This is a genomic window from Pseudomonas yangonensis (assembly GCF_009932725.1).
In the GTDB taxonomy this organism is placed as follows: domain Bacteria; phylum Pseudomonadota; class Gammaproteobacteria; order Pseudomonadales; family Pseudomonadaceae; genus Aquipseudomonas; species Aquipseudomonas yangonensis.
The window spans coordinates 49,993-67,720 of the sequence record NZ_BLJU01000002.1; the positions used below are offsets into that span (position 1 = coordinate 49,993).

16 protein-coding genes are annotated in these 17,728 nt (G+C 65.2%); 11 read left to right on the forward strand and 5 right to left on the reverse strand.

Going from position 1 to position 17,728, the window contains the following annotated elements:
• Positions 1–148: 148 nt before the first annotated feature.
• Both GYB81_RS01815 and GYB81_RS01820 read right to left on the reverse strand, forming a co-directional pair.
• Positions 149–1,198 (reverse strand): alkene reductase, encoded by a 1,050-nt coding sequence (locus tag GYB81_RS01815; protein WP_161867384.1) that lies wholly within the window; start codon positions 1,196–1,198, stop codon positions 149–151.
• A gap of 26 nt (positions 1,199–1,224) precedes the next feature.
• Entirely contained in the window at positions 1,225–1,527 is a 303-nt protein-coding gene (locus tag GYB81_RS01820) for an ArsR/SmtB family transcription factor (RefSeq protein WP_041769672.1), read from the reverse strand.
• A gap of 122 nt (positions 1,528–1,649) precedes the next feature.
• On the opposite strand from GYB81_RS01820, the gene GYB81_RS01825 reads away from it, so the two are divergent.
• Positions 1,650–2,249, forward strand: coding sequence for an acyl carrier protein phosphodiesterase (locus GYB81_RS01825; RefSeq protein WP_161867385.1), 600 nt, complete (start codon positions 1,650–1,652; stop codon positions 2,247–2,249).
• 105 nt (positions 2,250–2,354) lie between these two features.
• Here GYB81_RS01825 and GYB81_RS01830 read toward each other — a convergent pair whose 3' ends face one another.
• Positions 2,355–5,072 (reverse strand): cation-transporting P-type ATPase, encoded by a 2,718-nt coding sequence (locus GYB81_RS01830; RefSeq protein ID WP_161867386.1) that lies wholly within the window; start codon positions 5,070–5,072, stop codon positions 2,355–2,357.
• A gap of 151 nt (positions 5,073–5,223) precedes the next feature.
• Here GYB81_RS01830 and GYB81_RS01835 point away from each other — a divergent pair, with 151 nt between their 5' ends.
• On the forward strand, positions 5,224–6,072 hold the full coding sequence (locus tag GYB81_RS01835; RefSeq protein ID WP_161867387.1) for a universal stress protein: 849 nt from the start codon (positions 5,224–5,226) through the stop codon (positions 6,070–6,072).
• Between the two features lie 78 nt (positions 6,073–6,150).
• On the opposite strand, the gene GYB81_RS01840 is transcribed toward GYB81_RS01835, so the two are convergent.
• Both GYB81_RS01840 and olsB read right to left on the reverse strand, forming a co-directional pair.
• Positions 6,151–6,933 (reverse strand): lysophospholipid acyltransferase family protein, encoded by a 783-nt coding sequence (locus GYB81_RS01840; protein WP_161867388.1) that lies wholly within the window; start codon positions 6,931–6,933, stop codon positions 6,151–6,153.
• Between the two features lie 91 nt (positions 6,934–7,024).
• The gene (gene olsB / locus GYB81_RS01845) at positions 7,025–7,756 is read right to left on the reverse strand and encodes an L-ornithine N(alpha)-acyltransferase (protein ID WP_161867389.1); all 732 of its coding nucleotides are present in this window, start codon (positions 7,754–7,756) and stop codon (positions 7,025–7,027) included.
• Positions 7,757–7,903: 147 nt separating this feature from the next.
• Between olsB and GYB81_RS01850 the strand changes: the two genes are divergently transcribed.
• The 9 genes from GYB81_RS01850 to GYB81_RS01890 all read left to right on the forward strand — a co-directional run bounded on the left by GYB81_RS01850 (position 7,904) and on the right by GYB81_RS01890 (position 17,696).
• Positions 7,904–8,794 carry an acyl-CoA dehydrogenase family protein gene (locus GYB81_RS01850; RefSeq protein WP_161867390.1) on the forward strand — a complete coding sequence of 297 codons (891 nt, stop codon included), beginning with the start codon at positions 7,904–7,906 and terminating at the stop codon, positions 8,792–8,794.
• A gap of 66 nt (positions 8,795–8,860) precedes the next feature.
• Complete coding sequence (locus GYB81_RS01855) at positions 8,861–9,646, forward strand: oxygen-binding di-iron domain-containing protein (protein WP_161867391.1); 786 nt, start codon at positions 8,861–8,863, stop codon at positions 9,644–9,646.
• A 108-nt stretch (positions 9,647–9,754) separates the two neighbouring features.
• Entirely contained in the window at positions 9,755–10,873 is a 1,119-nt protein-coding gene (locus GYB81_RS01860; protein WP_161867392.1) for a serine hydrolase domain-containing protein, read from the forward strand.
• Positions 10,870–11,190: an amidase gene (locus tag GYB81_RS01865; protein WP_161867393.1), complete on the forward strand. Its 321-nt coding sequence runs from the start codon at positions 10,870–10,872 to the stop codon at positions 11,188–11,190. Before GYB81_RS01860 ends, GYB81_RS01865 begins: the two co-directional genes overlap by 4 nt.
• A 143-nt stretch (positions 11,191–11,333) precedes the next feature.
• Entirely contained in the window at positions 11,334–11,906 is a 573-nt protein-coding gene (locus tag GYB81_RS01870; protein ID WP_161864619.1) for a YceI family protein, read from the forward strand.
• A 2-nt stretch (positions 11,907–11,908) separates the two neighbouring features.
• The gene (locus GYB81_RS01875) at positions 11,909–13,063 is read left to right on the forward strand and encodes a phospholipase D-like domain-containing protein (RefSeq protein WP_438810694.1); all 1,155 of its coding nucleotides are present in this window, start codon (positions 11,909–11,911) and stop codon (positions 13,061–13,063) included.
• A gap of 154 nt (positions 13,064–13,217) precedes the next feature.
• Positions 13,218–14,234 carry an alpha/beta fold hydrolase gene (locus tag GYB81_RS01880; protein WP_161864617.1) on the forward strand — a complete coding sequence of 339 codons (1,017 nt, stop codon included), beginning with the start codon at positions 13,218–13,220 and terminating at the stop codon, positions 14,232–14,234.
• 273 nt (positions 14,235–14,507) lie between these two features.
• Positions 14,508–16,301, forward strand: coding sequence for a DUF1302 domain-containing protein (locus GYB81_RS01885; RefSeq protein ID WP_161864616.1), 1,794 nt, complete (start codon positions 14,508–14,510; stop codon positions 16,299–16,301).
• 27 nt (positions 16,302–16,328) lie between these two features.
• Positions 16,329–17,696: a DUF1329 domain-containing protein gene (locus tag GYB81_RS01890; protein WP_161864615.1), complete on the forward strand. Its 1,368-nt coding sequence runs from the start codon at positions 16,329–16,331 to the stop codon at positions 17,694–17,696.
• Positions 17,697–17,728: the final 32 nt, after the last annotated feature.

Consider the following 17,728-nt stretch of genomic DNA (forward strand, 5'->3'; position numbering starts at 1 on the left):
TTATTGGTCGCGGCTAAAGCCCCTCCCACAGTGAAGCGCTTGAGACCCGCGACTCGTGAGCGGAGCTCGCTGCTACCTTGAGCAGCAACAGAAACGCCGCGCTCCTGCAGGGGAACGCGGCGTTTTGCTGTTCAGAAGCGCAAGCGCGTTACAGCCTTGGATAGTCGATATAGCCGACCGGGCCGGAACCGTAGAAGGTTTCCGGATGCGGCTCGTTCAGCTCTGCGTCCTGCTGCAGGCGCTCCGGCAGGTCCGGGTTGGCGATGAAGGGGATACCGAATGCCACCGCATCGGCCTTGCCTTCAGCCAGCCAGGCGTTGGCCTGGTCCTTGGTGAAACGCTCGTTGGCGATGAACACGCCGCCGAATTCCTTCTTCAGTTGCGGTGTCAGGCTGTCGTCGCTTTCCTTCTCGCGGGCGCAGATGAAGGCGATGCCGCGCTTGCCCAGTTCGCGGGCGACGTAGCCGAACGTTTCGGCGCGGTTGGCGTCGCCCATGTCGTGCGAGTCGGCACGCGGCGCCAGGTGTACGCCAACGCGGCCGGCTCCCCACACGGAAATGGCGGCATCGGTCACTTCCAGCAGCAGACGCGCGCGGTTTTCGATGCTGCCGCCGTAGCGGTCGGTGCGCTGGTTGGTGCTGCTCTGCAGGAACTGGTCGAGCAGGTAGCCATTGGCACCGTGGATTTCCACACCGTCGAAGCCGGCCGCCATGGCATTCTCGGCACCTTGACGATACGCCTCGACGATATCGGCGATCTCTTCGGTTTCCAGTGCGCGCGGGGTGACGTAGTCCTTGATCGGCCGCACCAGGCTGACATGGCCGGCCGGCTGGATCGCGCTGGGCGCGACCGGCAGTTCGCCGTTCAGGTAGATCGGGTCGGAGATGCGCCCGACGTGCCACAGTTGCAGGACTATCTTGCCGCCATTGGCATGCACCGCCTGGGTGATGTTGCTCCAGCCACGCACCTGCTCGTCGGACCAGATGCCGGGCGTGTTCGGGTAGCCCACGCCCATCGGCGTGACGGCGGTGGCCTCGCTGATGATCAGGCCGGCCGAGGCGCGCTGGGTGTAGTACTCGGCCATCAGTGCATTGGGCACACGGCCTTCGTCGGCACGGCAGCGAGTCAGCGGCGCCATGATGATGCGATTGTTCAGGTGCAGATCACCGATCTGGATAGGGTCGAACAGTGTGGGCATGTGATTTCTCCGAAGGAAGAGTCAAATCAGAGTTGCTGGCCTAGGCGCTCGACGAAGGCCTGGATCAGCTCGTCGTTACGCTTGAAGAAGTGCCACTGGCCGACCTTGCGGCTGGTCACCAGACCGGCGCGTTGCAGGGTGGTCAGATGGGCGGAAACGGTGGACTGCGAAAGCCCGGTGCGCAGGAAGATCTTGCCGGCGCACACGCCGATCTCCAGCGGGTGATCCTGTTCGGCGAAGTGGCGTTCGGGCTCCTTCAACCAGTCGAGGATGTCGCGGCGTACCGGGTGGGCGAGGGCCTTGATGATGGCGTCGAGATCGATGTCCATGGCGTGATCGTTGCGTATCGGCATGTGGCGAACCTTATATCGTCTCTGAGCGATATACAGATCGTTTGTTCCGATAGTCTCCATCAACCGTTTCGATGTCTTGTCAGTGCTAAGCTCGCCGGATGAACTACCTCGCCCATTTGCATCTCGGCGGCGATGCGCCGGCACAGCTGCTTGGCAGCCTCTATGGCGATTTCGTCAAAGGCCCGCTCAACGGACGCTGGCCGGCGCAGATCGAGGCCGCCATCCGTCTGCACCGGCGTATCGATGCCTTCACCGACAGTCACCCGCTGCAGGCACGCGCACGAGCGCGTTTCCCGCTTGAGCGACGGCGCATGGCCGGCATGCTGCTGGACCTGTTCTTCGACCATTGCCTGGCGCGTGATTGGCAGGCCTATGCCACTTTGCCGCTGGAGCGCTTCACTGGTCGGGTGTATCAGGTGCTGGCTGCCGAACCGGAGTTGCCGGGGCGTCTGGCTCTGATGGCGCCGCGCATGGCTGCGCAGGACTGGCTGGGCAGCTACCGCGAGTTCGCGGTGCTGGAGCAGGTGATTGCCGGCATGCAGCGGCGGCTGTCCAGACCACAGTTGCTCGACGGCAGCCTGAGCGAACTGGAGCGTCTGTACGAACCGCTCAGCGAAGACTTTCGCGCCTTCTATCCGCAGCTGATGGCATTCGCCGCGGCCGAGCTGGGGCGTGGCCCGGAGGCAATCCGGGGGTGAGCAGCATTCCCGCTCGCCGCTGAAGCGCCTCCCACAGAAGCGGATGTCTGGCACCGTGGGAGGGGCTTCAGCCGCGACGACATCACTGCATCGTTGCTCTGGCGTTCAGACCGCCTGCGGATGCAGGTGATAGCGCCGCACCACCCATTTCTCCAGCTCTGCCAAGGCAAATAGCGCCAGGCCCGCCAGCAGCACCCGCAGCCATTGCTCCAGGCTCATGCCGACCGAGCCGAATACGCCTTGCAGCGGCGGCGCGTAGGTGAACAGCCCCTGCAGCACCAGACACAGGGTGATGGTCAGCAGTACCGCTCGGTTGCCCAGCAGGGCTTCGCGGCTGAGCACCGAGCCGAACAGGCTGCGGCAGTTGAGCAGGTAGAAGATCTCGCACATAACCACGGCGTTGACCGCCACGGTCCTTGCACTGCCCAGGTCGTTGCCAAGCTGCAGTTCCCACAGGAACAGGGCTATGCCGGCACCGGCGATGAGCACCGAGATCATCACCACCCGCCAGACGAAGAAGCCGGACAGTAGAGGCTCGTTCGGCGCCCGCGGAGCGCGGTTCATAAGGCCGCGCTCGCTGGGCTCGAACGCCAGCGCCAGACCCAGGGTGCTGGAGGTGACCATGTTGATCCACAGCACCTGCGCCGGTGTCAGCGGCAGCATCACCTGGAACAGGATGGCGAAAATCACGATCAGCGCCTGGCCGCCGTTGGTGGGCAGGGCGAAGAGGATGAATTTCTTCAGGTTGTCGTAGATCGCCCGACCCTCGCGCACGGCGCCGGCGATGGAGGCGAAATTGTCGTCGGCCAGCACCACTTCGGCCGCTTCCTTGGCCGCTTCGGTGCCCTTCAGGCCCATAGCGACGCCTACATCGGCGCGTTTCAGGGCCGGCGCATCGTTGACTCCGTCACCGGTCATGGCCACCACCTGGCCGCTGTCCTGCATGTTCTGCACCAGGCGCAGCTTGTGCTCCGGGCTGGCCCGAGCGAATACCTCGACGCCGGGCAGCACCTCGCGCAGGCGGCGGTCATCGAGCAGCTCCAGCTCGGCGCCGGTCAGCGCCGGCAGGCCGACGCCGATGCCCAGTTGCGCGCCGATGGCGCGTGCGGTTTCGGCGTGATCGCCGGTGATCATCTTCACTCGAATGCCGGCGCGCTGGCATTCGGCCACGGCGGCGATGGCTTCTTCCCTAGGCGGGTCGATGATGCCGACCAGGGCCAGCAGCGTCAGCCCATCCTCCACGTCGGCGAAGTTCAGCGTGCGCTGTTCAGCCGGTGCGGCCTTGCTGGCCAGGGCCAGCAGGCGCAGCCCACGGGCGGCCAGGTCGGTGGCCTGGCGTCGCCAGTAATCGGCGTCCAGTGGCACGCTGCCGCCGTCTGCGCTGCGCTGGCTGGAGCACATCTCCAGCACGCGCTCCGGAGCGCCCTTCAGATAGATCAGACCATGGCCGGTGTGATCGTGATGCAGGGTCGCCATGAAGCGATGCTCGGACTCGAACGGAATCGCGTCGCTGCGTGGCAACTGCATCTGCAGGCTGTGAATATCGAGGCCGCTTTTCAGTGCCAGAGTCAGCAGCGCGCCTTCGGTGGGGTCGCCGTGCAACAGCCAGTGGCCGGCTTCGTTCTGATGCAGGCGGGCGTCGTTGCACAGTTGCGCGGCGCGGGCGATCTCCAGCAGGTCGGCGTCGGGCTCGTGCAGCGTGCCGTCCTGGTGGAAGGCTCCTTCCGGGGCGTAGCCAACACCGGAGACATCGAGAACGCGGCTGGCGCTGACCACGCGCTGCACCGTCATCTCGTTGCGGGTCAGGGTGCCGGTCTTGTCCGAGCAGATCACCGTCACCGAACCCAGGGTTTCCACCGCCGGCAGGCGCCGTACGATGGCGTTGTGACCAGCCATGCGCTGCACGCCGAGGGCCAGAATCACCGTCATGATCGCCGGCAGCCCTTCAGGGATGGCCGCTGCGGTCAGGGCCACCACCATCATGAACATGTCGCCGGGGTTCTGACCGTTCCACAGAATGCCGAGGACGAAGGTGGCGAAGGCCAGGATCAGGATGATCACCGCCAGCCAGCGGCTGAATTGTTCGATCTGCCGCAGCAGCGGGGTCGACAGCGCCTGAACCTGTTGCAGCATGGCGCCGATGCGCCCCAGTTCGGTGTCGGCGCCGGTGGCCACCACCACGCCGGTGGCCTGGCCGCTGCTGACCAGCGTGCCGGAATAGGCCATGCAGCGACGGTCACCGAGTGCGGCGTCGAGGCTGCAGTGGGCTACGGATTTTTCCACCGGGACCGATTCGCCGGTCAGTGCGGCTTCCTCCACCAGCAGGTTCTTCACGCCGAGCAGGCGCAGATCGGCCGGCACCTTGTCGCCGGATACCAGCAACACGACGTCGCCGGGCACCAGGTGTTCGGCATCGATTTCGTGGCGTTCGCCGCCGCGCAGCACCATGGCGTGAGGCGAGAGCATGTTGCGGATGGCGTCCAGCGCATTCTCCGCCTTGCCTTCCTGGATGAAGCCGATGATCACGTTGATCAGCACCGCGGCGAGAATTACCGAGGTGTCGATCCAATGGCCGAGCAGGGCGGTGATCAGCGCGGCCACCAGCATCAGATAGAGCAGCACGTTGTGAAACTGATAGAGCAGGCGCAGCAGCGGCCCACGGCGTTGCGGTGGTGGCAGGCGGTTGGCGCCATGGCGCTGCAGACGTCGTTCGGCTTCGGCCTGGCTGAGGCCGCTGGCGCTGCTGTGCTGCGCCTCGAGCGCCTGTTGTGCAGTCAAACCGTGCCAGGCGTGGTCACTATCTACAGAGGGTGAGCCGGACATGGACGCATCTCCTTCGGCGAGTCGGGTGATCTCACGGGCTTTCCTGGCAACCCTAGAGCGCTTTGCTGCGCTGTGCCTGACCTGCATCAAGGAGTGGACCGGCAGGAGCGGCTTGAATGTAACTCGGTGTGAATCCCATGGAGGAAACGAGATGATCAAGATTCTGGTAGCGACCGACCTGTCCGAGCGTTCGGCGCACGCGGTGCAACGCGCCGTACAACTGATCCGTCGCCAGGGTGGCGGCGAATGGAGCCTGCTGCATGTGATCGACGACGATGCGCCGGCGGCGCACGTGCAGCGTCAGGTGCAACAGGCAGAAACGCTGTTGCAGGCGCAGGCCGAGCGCCTTGGCGAACAGGCCGGCAGCGTGCCGCGGGTGATCGTGGCCACCGGCGAGGCCGCCACTCTGATCGTCGAAGGTGCCCAGGGCATGGGCGCCGATCTGCTGGTGGTGGGGGCCCATCGCAAGTCGGCATTGCGTGATTTCTTCGTCGGCACCACGCTCGAACGCGTTGTGCGCAGCAGCCATCTGCCGGTGCTGCGGGTCAATGGTCCGGTGACCCACGAGTACCGTCACGCGCTACTGGCGATGGACCTGTCGCGCACCTCGCAACACGCCCTCAAACGCGCACGCGACCTGGGTCTGGCGAGCCTGGACAACCTGCATGTGGCCAGCGCGGTTGAGCCGCTGGCAGCGGGGGCGATGATGGAGGCGGGTATCAGCGCCGAAGTGATGGAGAACCAGCGCAAGCTGCTGCGTGAGCAACTGGTGGAGCGTCTGGATGCAGTCGGCGCGACGCTGAGCCACGAGCGCCTGCTGGTGCAGATCGGATCGCCCGAAGGGGTGATCGGTGAGGCCTTGCGTCAGTCCGGTGCCGATCTGCTGGTACTCGGCACCCATGCCCGTGAGGGCGTCTCGCGCTTCTTCCTGGGCAGCGTGGCCAGCCGCCTGTTGGGTACGCTCGACAGCGATGCCTTGATCGTGCCGCCGGCTGGCTGAACGGCTATGGCCTGTAGCCTGGATGAAATCCAGGGAGCCCTTGCAAAGCCCCGGATTGCATCCGGGCTACGCGGTGGATCAGGCGGCTTCGGCTTCGGTCGGCACCATGGCGGGCGTTTCCAGCTGCAAGGCGCAGGCGATTGCGGCCTGGCTGTGCCGGGCCAGTTCGTTGCGGCTGCGTGATTCGCTGGAAATCGGCTCAAGCAGGTGGATCTCCACCTCGCAGGCGGAACTGGAAAGCAGGCGCAGCAGGTGCGAGAGCATGTCATCGTCGCCCACGAAAGGCGCCACTGGGCAGGGCTGACCATCGCGCAGGTAGCGGATGGCCACGGGCTGTACGGCCACGCCACTGTCGATGGCGCTGCTCAGCAAACGGCCGTGGAAGGTGCGCAGGGCCAGGCCATCGGTGGTAGTGCCTTCAGGGAAGATCAGCAGGTGATGGCCCTGCTGCAGGTGACGGGTGAGCTGCTGGCCGACCTGGCCGCTGTCGCCCGCGCCGCGACGGATGAACAGCGTACCGCCCTTGTGCGCCAGCCAGCCGGCAACTGGCCAGGCGCGCACTTCCGCCTTGGACAGGAAGGACAGCGGCTGCAGGGCGCCGAGCAGGGGAATGTCGGTCCATGACACATGGTTGGCGACCCACAGCATCGGCTTTTCGGGCAACTCGCCTTCGACCCGCACGCGAAACGGCAGCGCACCACCCAGGCGTGCCAGGAACCAACGCGTCAGGCGCTGGCGCAGCGGCATCAGGTCGTGCCGTACCACGCGTTCGCACAGGCTGACGACGCCGGCCAGCAGGGTGCCGAAGGCGATGACCAGGGCCAGGTGGAACAGGCGTAGGGATAGACGCAGTCTGGCCATCGAGGCCTCCGGTTGAAAGCAGGTGCCGGCATTATCCACGGGTTTCGCCGTTTGGCCATTAGCGGCAGTCATGTCGCTCCTGCAACCGGGTTCAGACTGCGGCCTTGAAGTGCCGGGCGTAACGCGGGCACAGCTCGTCGCGCTTGAGCAGGATGAACACGTCGGCCACCTGGAAGTCCCTGTCCCAGCAGGGTTCGCCGCAGATCTTCGCGCCCAGGCGCATGTAGGCCTTGAGCAGCGGCGGCATTTCGGCGATGACGTTGCCCGGCAGATCCAGCTGCGGCAGTGGGTGCTTGGGTTCGGCACGCAGGTGCTCGGTGCACAGGTAGCGCTCGCGCAGGCGCTGCATCACGGCATGGGCCTGGATGCCGCCGTCCTGCATGGAGATGCTGGCGCAGCCCATCAGGTAGCGATAGCCGCCCTCGTTGAGCACTTCGGCCAGTTCGCTCCAGAGCACGGCGATGGTGGCGCCGTTGCGGTAGGCGATATCGACGCAGGTGCGGCCGATCTCCAGCACCGGGCCTTCGAGGCCGGCCAGGCCGTGCAGAGCGAATTCCTCTTCGCTGTAATAGCGCCCCAGGCCTGCGGCGGCCTGGTGGTCGAGCAGGCGGGTGGTGGCTACCAACTGGCCGCTTTCCAGGTCACGCACGCCGATATGGCGGCAGTGGATATCGTAGTCGTCCATGTCCAGACCCAGTTCGGCGCCGTTGAGCTTGGCGTCGAATTCTGCGCTGAACACGCGATAGCGCAAGGCCTGAGCTTCACGCAGGGCGGCGGGGCCTTGCAGGCGTTCGGCCTGCAGACGGCGAGCGTTTTGAGTCATGCCAGATCCTCCGTGTGCCGGCTGGGTGCTTGCAGCCGGTCGATCTTGTTGGGCAAGCTCAGGCTAGGTAGCTGCGGTGTCACCACCGTGAAGCTTTTTTGATGCTTGTGTGACGGCAGTCGGAAGCTGCCCACGAGGAGAGCCGCGATGCCCTGGTCGAGCCTGTTTCAGCCCATCGAGCGTCTGACTGCCGAAGCCGGGCTGGAGGATTGGTATGCACGTCTGCTGGCGCGACTGGGCGGCACGCCGCAGCCTTTCGAGCTCGCTTTGCTGGGCGGTCTGCAGGCGGCCACGCCGGGCCTGGCCTTTCTTGCCGGCTATCAGGCGGCGCTGCGCATGCTCTGGCCGGCGGCGCCCTGGACGGCCGGCGCGCTGTGCGTAACGGAGAGTCGCAGCACGCGACCTGCCGACATGACCACGCGCATCGAAGGCCTGCAGATCAGCGGTCGCAAGGATTTCGTCACCGCCGCCGAATGCGCCGACTGGCTGCTGGTGGCGGCGCGCGAGGAGGGCGAGGGACAACCGCCACGCCTTGCCCTGGGTGTGGTGCGCCAGGGGGCACCGGGCGTGCGTATCGAGCCACTGCCTGCGCTGCCGTTGATGCCGGACATCGGCCATGCGCGACTGCATCTGCAGCAGGCGCAGAGCGAGCGCCTGGCCGGCGATGGTTGGGACGACTACGTGAAACCCTTTCGAACCCTGGAGGACGTGCACGTGCTCACAGCGGTGAGCGCCTGGCTGTTCGGCATCGGCCGTGAATGTAACTGGCCGGACGCCTTGCTCTTGCGTCTGCAGGCGCTGCTCGCCGGGTGCGCCGAGGTGGCGCGGCAGGCGCCCAATGCGCCGACCACACACTTGCTGCTGGCCGGCCTTTTCGCGGAGCAGCAGGCCTTGGCCGACGAGGTCGAGGCCGCTCTGGCGACCGGGCCGACGCATTGGGCGGAACTGTGGCGGCGTGACAGGGGCTTGCTGCGTATTGCCGAGGCGGCGCGCGCTAAACGCCTGGAGAAAGCGCGGCAGATTGTCGCCGGCTGTTGATCCATATCAGTACCGGCTGGCTGAGGCGCGCATAAGGTTGCCTGGTGAATCATCCAAGAGGTTTCCATGCGCCGCGAGCCCATCGTGCTGTTCGATAACGGCAGCCACCAATGCCTGATGTTCGATGACCTGGTCAGCGGCGAAGGCGTGCAGTCCAACCAGTTTCTGATCACCGACAACGAGCAGTATCTGCTGCTCGATCCGGGTGGCGACCTGACCTACACACCGCTGTCGCTGGAGCTGTCCAAGCATATTCCGGTGCAGGATCTGACCTACATCTTCGCCTCGCACCAGGACCCTGACATCATCGCCTCGCTGGACAAGTGGCTGCTGCACACCCGCGCGCGGGTGATCTGCTCCAAGCTGTGGGCGCGCTTTCTGCCGCACCTGACGGCCAACTACCTGGTGCTGAGCCGCGGCATCAACACCTTCGACCGCATCATCGCCCTGCCTGATCGCGGCCAGAGCATTCCGCTCGGCAAATGCTCGCTCAAGGCCGTGCCGGCGCACTTTCTGCACTCGGTGGGCAACTTCCAGGTGTACGACCCGGTGAGCAAGATCCTCTTCTCCGGCGACATGGGCGCCTCGATGGTCGACGACGCTACGCCGGTGCGCGATTTCGTCAACCACGTGCCGAACATGGAGGGCTTCCATCGCCGCTACATGGCCGGCAACAAGGCCTGCCGCCTGTGGGCGGCGATGGTGCGCGAAATGGATGTGGAAATGATCGTGCCGCAGCACGGCCGGCCCTTCGTCGGCGCGGAAATGATCAGCGCCTTTCTCTACTGGATCGAGAACCTCGAATGCGGTCTCGATCTGATGGGGCCCGAGGATTATCAACTGCCCAAGTAACGGCAGAGGCGCGCTGCCCGAAAGAGCCGCGGAGATGGCGCAACAGGCCCTTCAAGCCGTCATCTTCGCCATGCTAGGGTGCGCCACGATTTCTGATCGAGGCCGCCCATGCCCACTTCCTTGCTTCGCCGACTGAGCCTGGCGCTCGCTCTCAGCCTGGCTGCCAGCGCCGCTCTGGCGGAAACCTGGCCGCAACCCGACTGGCAGAGCCAACCCCGTATCGACAGCGCCGCGCTGGCCGAACTGGAGCAGTACGCCTTTCCCGAGCGCGATGACGTCGAGCGCACGGGCGTGCGTACCGATGCCCTGCTGGTGATACGCGACGGGCAGATCGTCTACGAGCGCTACGCCGAGCCCACCACGGCGCAGACCGCACACCTGACCTGGTCGATGGCCAAGAGTCTGCTCGCCACCACCCTCGGTGTGGCCTATGGCGAAGGGCGCTTCAAGCTCGATGCGCCGGCCGCGCAGTACTACCCGGCGATGGCCGAGCATGCGCAGATCAAGATCGGCCACCTGCTCAACTGGGCCTCGGGCCTGGCCTGGGAGGAAGACTACGAATACGCGCCGCTGAAATCCTCGGTGGTGGCCATGCTCTATACCCGTGGCCGCGCCGACATGGCCGCGTTCACCGCCGCACATGAGACCGATGCCGCGCCTGGCGTGCGCTTCCGTTACTCCAGTGGCGACAGCAATGTGCTGGCTGCCGCGTTGCGCGGCATGGTTGGCGACCAGGCTTATGCCGATTATCCCTGGACGGCGCTGTTCGAGCCGCTGGGCATCACCAGCGCGACCTGGGAGCGCGATGCCAGCGGCACCTTCGTCGCCTCGTCCTATGCCTACCTGAGCGCGCGTGACCTGGCCCGGGTCGGCCTGCTGATGCAGCGCGGCGGACGTTGGGGCGAGCGCCAGTTGCTGCCGACGGCCTGGGTCGATTTCGTCTCCACGCCGTTTGCCGGTTATCAGCCACAGCATTTCGCACCGGGCGACGCGGTGCCGGGCGGGCACTGGTGGCTCAATGCCGAGTTGCCGGGCGCCGCGCGGCCCTGGCCGGATGCGCCGGCCGACACCATCGCCGCGCTGGGCCACTGGGGGCAGGGGTTGTACGTGATGCCGCAGGAGAAGCTGGTGGTGGTGCGCTACGCCGATGACCGCGACCGCAGTTTCCAGCACAACGAATTGCTCAAACGCGTGCAGGCGGCCTTCGCCACGGAGGTGCAGCCATGATTCGTCGTCACCCGATCCTCAGCATGCTGGCGCTGCTGCTGATCCTGCTGCTGGCCTGGGCCTGGCCGAACCGCGCGCATCTGGCGGCGTTTCCCGACATCATCGGTGCCTACACGGCCAAGGAGTATTGCTCCTGCCGTTACGTCAGTGGTAACCCGGCGGCCTATTGCGAGGGCTATGTGAAGCAGTACGTGCCGATCAGCAGCCTGCTCGATGACGAGAACGCCAGGCGCGTGACCGCCAGCGGGCTGGGCCGCACCCACAGCGCGGTATGGCTGGGCGAGCGGCAGGGCTGCCAGTTGTTGCCGAACGAGTAGAGCCGGCCCTCTCCCCCCCAACCCCTCTCCACCAGGCGTGCCCCCATAAAATTAATAGGAGAGGGGAGCCAGGCGCGTCTTGCTTTGCAACGCCGGCCTTGGCGACTATCGTTGCCGCCTGGTCATGCCTTTATCGAGTTTTCATGCGCCGTTCGCTCCTCGCCCTGTTGCTTGCTGCCGCCTTGCCCGTTCACGCCGACTGGTATCTGGACAACGAGTCCTCGCGGCTGTCGTTCATCTCCACCCATTCCGGCAGCCAGTCGGAGGTGCATCGCTTCCTCACCCTGCACGGGCAGATCGCCGCCGATGGACGTGTGCGCCTGCGTGTGGATCTGGACTCGCTGAGCACCGGCATCCCACTGCGTGACGAACGACTGCGAACCCTGCTCTTCGACACCTCGCGTCTGCCCGAGGCGCGCGTCAGTGCCCAGGTCGAGCTGCCGCAACTCACCGACCTGGCGCCCGGCGCGCAGTTGGAATTGCGTATGCCGCTGCAGCTGACCCTTAACGAGCGCACACAACAGCTGGACAGCGAGCTGTTGGTGACCCGCCTAGATGATCGCCGCTTTCAGGTCGTGACCCTGGCGCCGTTGGTGTTGCACGCCGAGGACTTCGCCCTGGGCAGTGGCATCGAGGCGCTACGCAAGCTCGCCGACCTGCCGGCCATCAGCCTGTCGGTGCCGGTGGGTGCCGTGCTGATCTTCACGGCGCGTTGAGCGTGCACAAGCGCGGCCGCATATTTCCCTGGCGCGGTGGCAATCGCTTCGAGTTGCTGCTGGACGGGCCGGCGTTCTTCCCGCGCATGCTGGCAGCCATCGAGGGCGCCAGGCGGCAGGTGGAGATCGAGCTGTACCTGATCGAGGACGGGCGCTGCAGCGAGCGTCTGGTCGATGCCCTGTGCCGGGCGGCTGAGCGTGGGGTGACGGTGCGCGGCCTGTTCGATGCCTTTGGCGCGGCCCGCCTGGGGGCCGCGCTGCGTGAGCGCATGCAGGCCGCGGGGGTGCAGTTGCGCTGGTATAACCCGGTGCGTTGGCGGCGTGGCATCCGCAACTTTCACCGCGATCACCGCAAGCTGCTGCTGGTGGATCAGTGTCTGGCATACGTGGGCGGCACCGGTTCCACCGACGAGTTCTGGCTGCCGGATGAAGCCCGCAGCCCCTGGCACGAAGCCATGGTGGAAATCGAGGGGCCGCTGGTGGGCGACTGGCAGCAATTGTTCGAGCAACTCTGGCGTGCACGGTTTTCCTGGCGCCCGAGTCATCAGCCGGTTGCGCTGAGCCTGCCCGAATGTCCGCCAGCCGGCGTCGGTCTCGGGCGTGTCGCTTATGCCGATGCGGCGCAGCATCGCGACATTCTGCTTTCACTGCTGCGCGCGCTACGAGGCGCCAGGCAGCGCGTCTGGCTGGCCACGCCGTACTTCCTGCCCACCTGGAAAATTCGCCGTGCCCTGCGCCGCGCGGCGGCCCGAGGTGTCGAGGTGCGCCTGTTGCTGGCCGGGCGCAACACCGATCATCCACCGGTGCGTTTCGCCGGTCAGCGCTATTACCCAAAGCTGCTTAGGGCCGGCGTGCGCATCTTCGAGTACCAGCCGCGTTTCCTGCATCTGAAGATGGTGCTGGTGGATGACTGGGTCAGCGTCGGCTCGTGCAATTTCGACCACTGGAACCTGCGCTTCAACCTCGACGCCAACGTCGAGGCTCTCGATCCGGCCTTCGCTAAGGCGGTGGCGGCCAGTTTCATCGAGGACTTCGGTAACAGCCGCGAGATCACGCTCGACGACTGGCGCCGGCGCCCCTGGTGGCGCCGCGCGCAACAGCGCCTCTGGGGCTGGCTGGATCGCCTGACGGTAAACCTGCTGGACCGTTGGCGCTGAGGCTACGAAGGCTCTATCTCAGACGTTTCGTTCACATTCGGAAAAGCATTGCCGCGTTGGCGCAGCAGGGTGGTTGCTATAGTCGCCAGCTCAGTGACGTCTGCGCCTGGCCGTAGCAGGCGTTCAGCCGCGAAACCGCCATAGGAATGCGCACGTGAAGAAATCCCTGCTCATCGCGACACTTTCCGCCAGCCTCCTTCCCCTCTCCCTGCTCCAGGCTGCACCTCAGGCCGGTTATGGCCCGCAGTTGGAAGGCTTCGACTATCCCCATCCCATCGAACGGTTCGAATTCAGTTCGCAGCAGCAGAAGCTGTCGATGGGCTACATGGACGTGAAGCCAGCCGGCGAGGGCAATGGCCGCACGGCGGTGCTGCTGCATGGCAAGAACTTTTGTGGCGCCACCTGGGAGGCGACCATCAAGGCACTGAGCGATGCCGGCTACCGTGTGATCGCCCCGGATCAGATCGGTTTCTGCAGTTCGAGCAAGCCGCGCGGCTATCAGTTCAGCTTCGGCCAACTGGCCAGCAATACCGATGCGCTGCTGGAGTCGTTGGGGGTGGAGAAGGCCACGGTGATCGGCCACTCCATGGGCGGCATGCTGGCCGCGCGCTACGCACTGGCGCATGCCGATCGGGTGGAAGGGCTGGTACTGGTCAACCCCATCGGTCTGGAGGACTGGCAGGCCGAGGGCGTGCCCTACGTGACGGTCGATCAGCTCTATCAGGGCGAGCTGAAGACCTCCTACGAGAGCATCAAGAACTATCAGCTGAAGTTCTACTACAACGGCGTGTGGAAGCCCGAGTACGACCGCTGGGTCGATATGCTCAACGGCATGTACAGCGGTCCGGGCAAGGAGATCGTGGCCTGGAACCAGGCGCAGACGGCGGAGATGCTTTTCACCCAGCCGGTGGTGCATGAGTTTGCCAACATCAAGGCGCCGACCCTGCTGTTGATTGGCGGCAAGGATCGCACCGCACCGGGCGCCAACCGTGCGCCGGAGGATGTCGCCAAGCGTCTTGGCAATTACCCGGAACTGGGGCGCAAGACTGCCGAGACGATTCCCGAGGCGAAACTGGTGGAGTGGCCGGAGCTCGGCCATTCGCCGCAGGTGGAAGCGCCGGCGCTGTTCCACGAAGTGTTGTTGCGCGAACTGGCAGCCAGCGGCAACTGATCGACCTGGCAGAGCCTGGCCCCAGGCTCTGCCCCTTCTTCAGGACGCCATTCGCTTCGTCCTCTGGCAGAGTCATCGGTGTCTGCCTGCAAATAGTTCCCCACCCGCCTGATGGTCCGTCATTCAGCAAGCTGAGGTCGGCCCGCGTGCGCCCGTTTCAGGGCGCCGTTCATCCTTTCGGGCGACAGGTGAAATCCCTCCTTGGTGCGCTTATCCGGGGCCTGTTCCCCGCCTAGGGTTGGCGCTGCAGTACCCAATACCTAGGAGACCCGCATGACAACAACAACAGGGCCCGGACTATTCCAGCCGCACACCTTGGCTTTGGCCGTCGCCGTCGGTTTCGCCGCTCCGGCGCAGGCCGTCACTTTCAATATCGGTGAGATCGAAGGGCAGTTCGACAGCGCGTTGTCGATCGGTGCCAGTTGGTCGATGCGCAGCCCCGATCGTGACCTGATCGGCCCCAACAATGGTGGCCAGGGCCAGGCGCAGACTGGCGATGACGGGCGCCTGAATTTCAAGAAGGGCGAGACCTTCTCGAAGATCTTCAAGGGCATTCACGACCTGGAGCTGAAGTACGGCGATACCGGCGTCTTTGTGCGCGGCAAGTACTGGTACGACTTCGAGCTCAAGGACGAAAGCCGCCTGTTCAAGGACATCAGCGACCACAACCGCAAGGAGGGGGCCAAGTCCGCCGGGGCGGAAATTCTCGACGCCTTCCTCTACCACAATTACGCCATCGGCGATCTGCCGGGCACGGTACGGGTCGGCAAACAGGTGGTGAGCTGGGGCGAGAGCACCTTCATCGGCAACAGCATCAACTCGATCAACCCCGTCGACGTGGCCGCCTTCCGTCGCCCTGGTGCGGAGATCAAGGAGGGCCTGATTCCGGTGAACATGCTCTACGTTTCGCAGAGCCTCACCGACCGTTTGAGCATGGAGGCCTTCTACCAGCTGGAGTGGGACCAGACCATCCTCGACAACTGCGGCACCTTCTTCTCCACCGCCGACGTAGCCGCCGACGGTTGCGACAGCGGCTATCACATCGGCTCGCCGGCCATCGCACCGCTGCAGCCGGTCGCAGCTGCGTTCGGTCAAGGCTTTCGTGTCGACAGCGAAGGGGTGATCCTGCCGCGCGCCGGTGATCGTGATGCGCGCGACAGTGGCCAGTGGGGTCTGGCGTTGCGTTGGCTGGGTGACGAGACCGAGTACGGCGCCTATTTCATCAACTATCACAGTCGCACGCCGATCGTCGGCACGCAGAACGCCGGCCTGGCGACTCTGGCGGCGCTGCCGGGGATCATCGGCGCCGCCGAGGGCATCGCACCGGGAAGTGGTGCCGGTCTGGCACAGAGCGTGATGCTTGGCAACGGCCGCTACTATCTGGAGTACCCGGAGGATATACGCCTCTACGGGCTGAGCTTCTCCACCACGCTGCCCACCGGCACGGCCTGGAGTGGCGAGATCAGCTATCGGCCCAATCTGCCGCTGCAGATCAACACCACCGACATGACCCTGAGCCTGCTCAACCCCATCGCTCCCGGCACGGCGCCGGTCACGGCCGGCCCCGGCCAGGACAACGTCGGCTACCGGCGCAAGGAAGTCACTCAGCTGCAGACCAGCTTCACCCACTTCTTCGATCAGGTGATGGGTGCGGGGCGCTTCACCCTGGTCGGCGAGATCGGCATGGCCCACGTCGGCGGGCTGGAGAGTCGCGAGGACCTGCGCTATGGCCGCGATTCGCTGTTCGGCGCCTACGGCTTTAACGGCGACACCCACGGCTTCACCACCAGTACCTCCTGGGGCTATCGAGTTCGCGGTATCTGGGAGTACAGCAACGTCTTCGCCGGAGTGAACCTCAAGCCGAACATCTCCTGGTCGCACGACGTCGACGGCTATGGGCCCAACGGCCTGTTCAACGAGGGTGCCAAGGCCATCAGCTTCGGTATCGACGCCGACTACCGCAATACCTACACCGCCAGCCTGTCGTACACCGACTTCTTCGGCGGCGATTACAACGTCGCGGTCGACCGCGACTTCCTGGCGCTCAGCTTCGGCGTGAGCTTCTAGGCCATCAGGATCAGTTGAGGAATGCAGATGAATACAACCCTGAAGATGCTCGGCGCACTTTCCCTGAGCCTGCTGGCCAGCGGCGTGATGGCCGCGGTCAGCGAGCAGGAAGCGGCCAAGCTCGGTAACAGCCTGACCCCGCTGGGCGCGGAGATGGCCGGCAATGCTGCCGGCACCATCCCCGCCTGGGACGGTGGCCTGGCGGCCGATGCCGGGCAGGTGGACGCCCGCGGTTTTCTCAGTGACCCCTTCGCGGGCGAGCAGCCGCTTTTCACCATTACCGCGCAGAATCTGGATCAGTACCGTGACCGTCTCACTGCGGGACAACTGGCGATGTTCCAGCGTTATCCGGAAAGCTACCGCATGGCGGTATACCCGACCCACCGCAGCGCCGCGGTGCCGGACAACATCTATGCCGCGGCCAAGACCAGTGCGCTGAACACCGGGCTGGTGGCAGGCGGTAACGGTTTGACCAACTTCGGTCAGAGCCGTTACTACGCGTTCCCGATTCCGCAGAGCGGCCTGGAGGTGGTGTGGAACCACATCACCCGCTATCGCGGCGGCAACCTGCGCCGCAGCATCGTCCAGGCTTCGCCACAGGCCAATGGATCCTACACGCTGGTCAATTTCGAGGATGAGGTCGCCTTCCCGGACAACATTCCCGACATGGACCCGGCCAAGGCGGAAAACACCCTGCTGCTGTTCAAGCAGCGGGTCACCGCGCCGCCGCGCCTGGCGGGCAACGTGCTGCTGGTGCACGACTCGCTGGATCAGGTTCGCGAACCACGCATGGCCTGGATCTACAACGCCGGCCAGCGTCGCGTGCGGCGTGCCCCGCAGGTGGCGTACGACGGCCCGGGCACTGCAGCCGATGGTCTGCGTACCACCGACAACTTCGACATGTTCAGCGGTGCTCCGGATCGTTACGACTGGAAGCTGGTCGGCAAGCGCGAGGCGTTCATCCCGTACAACAACTACCGGCTGGCCTCGCCGCAGGTGAAGTACAGCGACATTCTCAAGGCTGGCCATATCAACCAGGATCTGGCTCGTTACGAGTTGCACCGTGTGTGGGAGGTCGAGGCCACGCTCAAGAGTGGCGAACGCAACATCTACGCCAAGCGGCGCTTCTACGTGGATGAGGATTCCTGGCAGATCGCCCTGTCCGAGCATTACGACGGTCGGGGGCAGATGTGGCGCGTCGGTGAGGCCCTGCTGTTCCAGCAGTACGACAAGAAGGTGCCGGTATACGCGCTCGAAGCACTGTATGACGTGATCGCCGGACGCTATATCGCCATCGGCATGGCCAATGAGGAAAAGACTGCCGTGCAGTACGGTACTCAGGCCTCGGCCAAGGACTTCACCCCGGCAGCGCTGCGCAACGCCGGCGTGCGCTGACCACCAAGCAAGCCGAAGCAAGCCGGTGTCGC

Bases quoted from the DNA above. Each gene is read 5' to 3' on its own strand.
- GYB81_RS01815 (WP_161867384.1), bottom strand. From the start codon at position 1,198: ATGCCCACACTGTTCGACCCTATCCAGATCGGTGATCTGCACCTGAAC.
- GYB81_RS01860 (WP_161867392.1), top strand. From the start codon at position 9,755: ATGCCCACTTCCTTGCTTCGCCGACTGAGCCTGGCGCTCGCTCTCAGC.
- GYB81_RS01825 (WP_161867385.1), top strand. From the start codon at position 1,650: ATGAACTACCTCGCCCATTTGCATCTCGGCGGCGATGCGCCGGCACAG.
- GYB81_RS01840 (WP_161867388.1), bottom strand. From the start codon at position 6,933: ATGGCCAGACTGCGTCTATCCCTACGCCTGTTCCACCTGGCCCTGGTC.
- GYB81_RS01850 (WP_161867390.1), top strand. From the start codon at position 7,904: ATGCCCTGGTCGAGCCTGTTTCAGCCCATCGAGCGTCTGACTGCCGAA.
- GYB81_RS01885 (WP_161864616.1), top strand. From the start codon at position 14,508: ATGACAACAACAACAGGGCCCGGACTATTCCAGCCGCACACCTTGGCT.
- GYB81_RS01870 (WP_161864619.1), top strand. From the start codon at position 11,334: ATGCGCCGTTCGCTCCTCGCCCTGTTGCTTGCTGCCGCCTTGCCCGTT.
- olsB (WP_161867389.1), bottom strand. From the start codon at position 7,756: ATGACTCAAAACGCTCGCCGTCTGCAGGCCGAACGCCTGCAAGGCCCC.
- GYB81_RS01830 (WP_161867386.1), bottom strand. From the start codon at position 5,072: ATGTCCGGCTCACCCTCTGTAGATAGTGACCACGCCTGGCACGGTTTG.
- GYB81_RS01890 (WP_161864615.1), top strand. From the start codon at position 16,329: ATGAATACAACCCTGAAGATGCTCGGCGCACTTTCCCTGAGCCTGCTG.
- GYB81_RS01865 (WP_161867393.1), top strand. From the start codon at position 10,870: ATGATTCGTCGTCACCCGATCCTCAGCATGCTGGCGCTGCTGCTGATC.
- GYB81_RS01820 (WP_041769672.1), bottom strand. From the start codon at position 1,527: ATGGACATCGATCTCGACGCCATCATCAAGGCCCTCGCCCACCCGGTA.
- GYB81_RS01855 (WP_161867391.1), top strand. From the start codon at position 8,861: ATGCGCCGCGAGCCCATCGTGCTGTTCGATAACGGCAGCCACCAATGC.
- GYB81_RS01835 (WP_161867387.1), top strand. From the start codon at position 5,224: ATGATCAAGATTCTGGTAGCGACCGACCTGTCCGAGCGTTCGGCGCAC.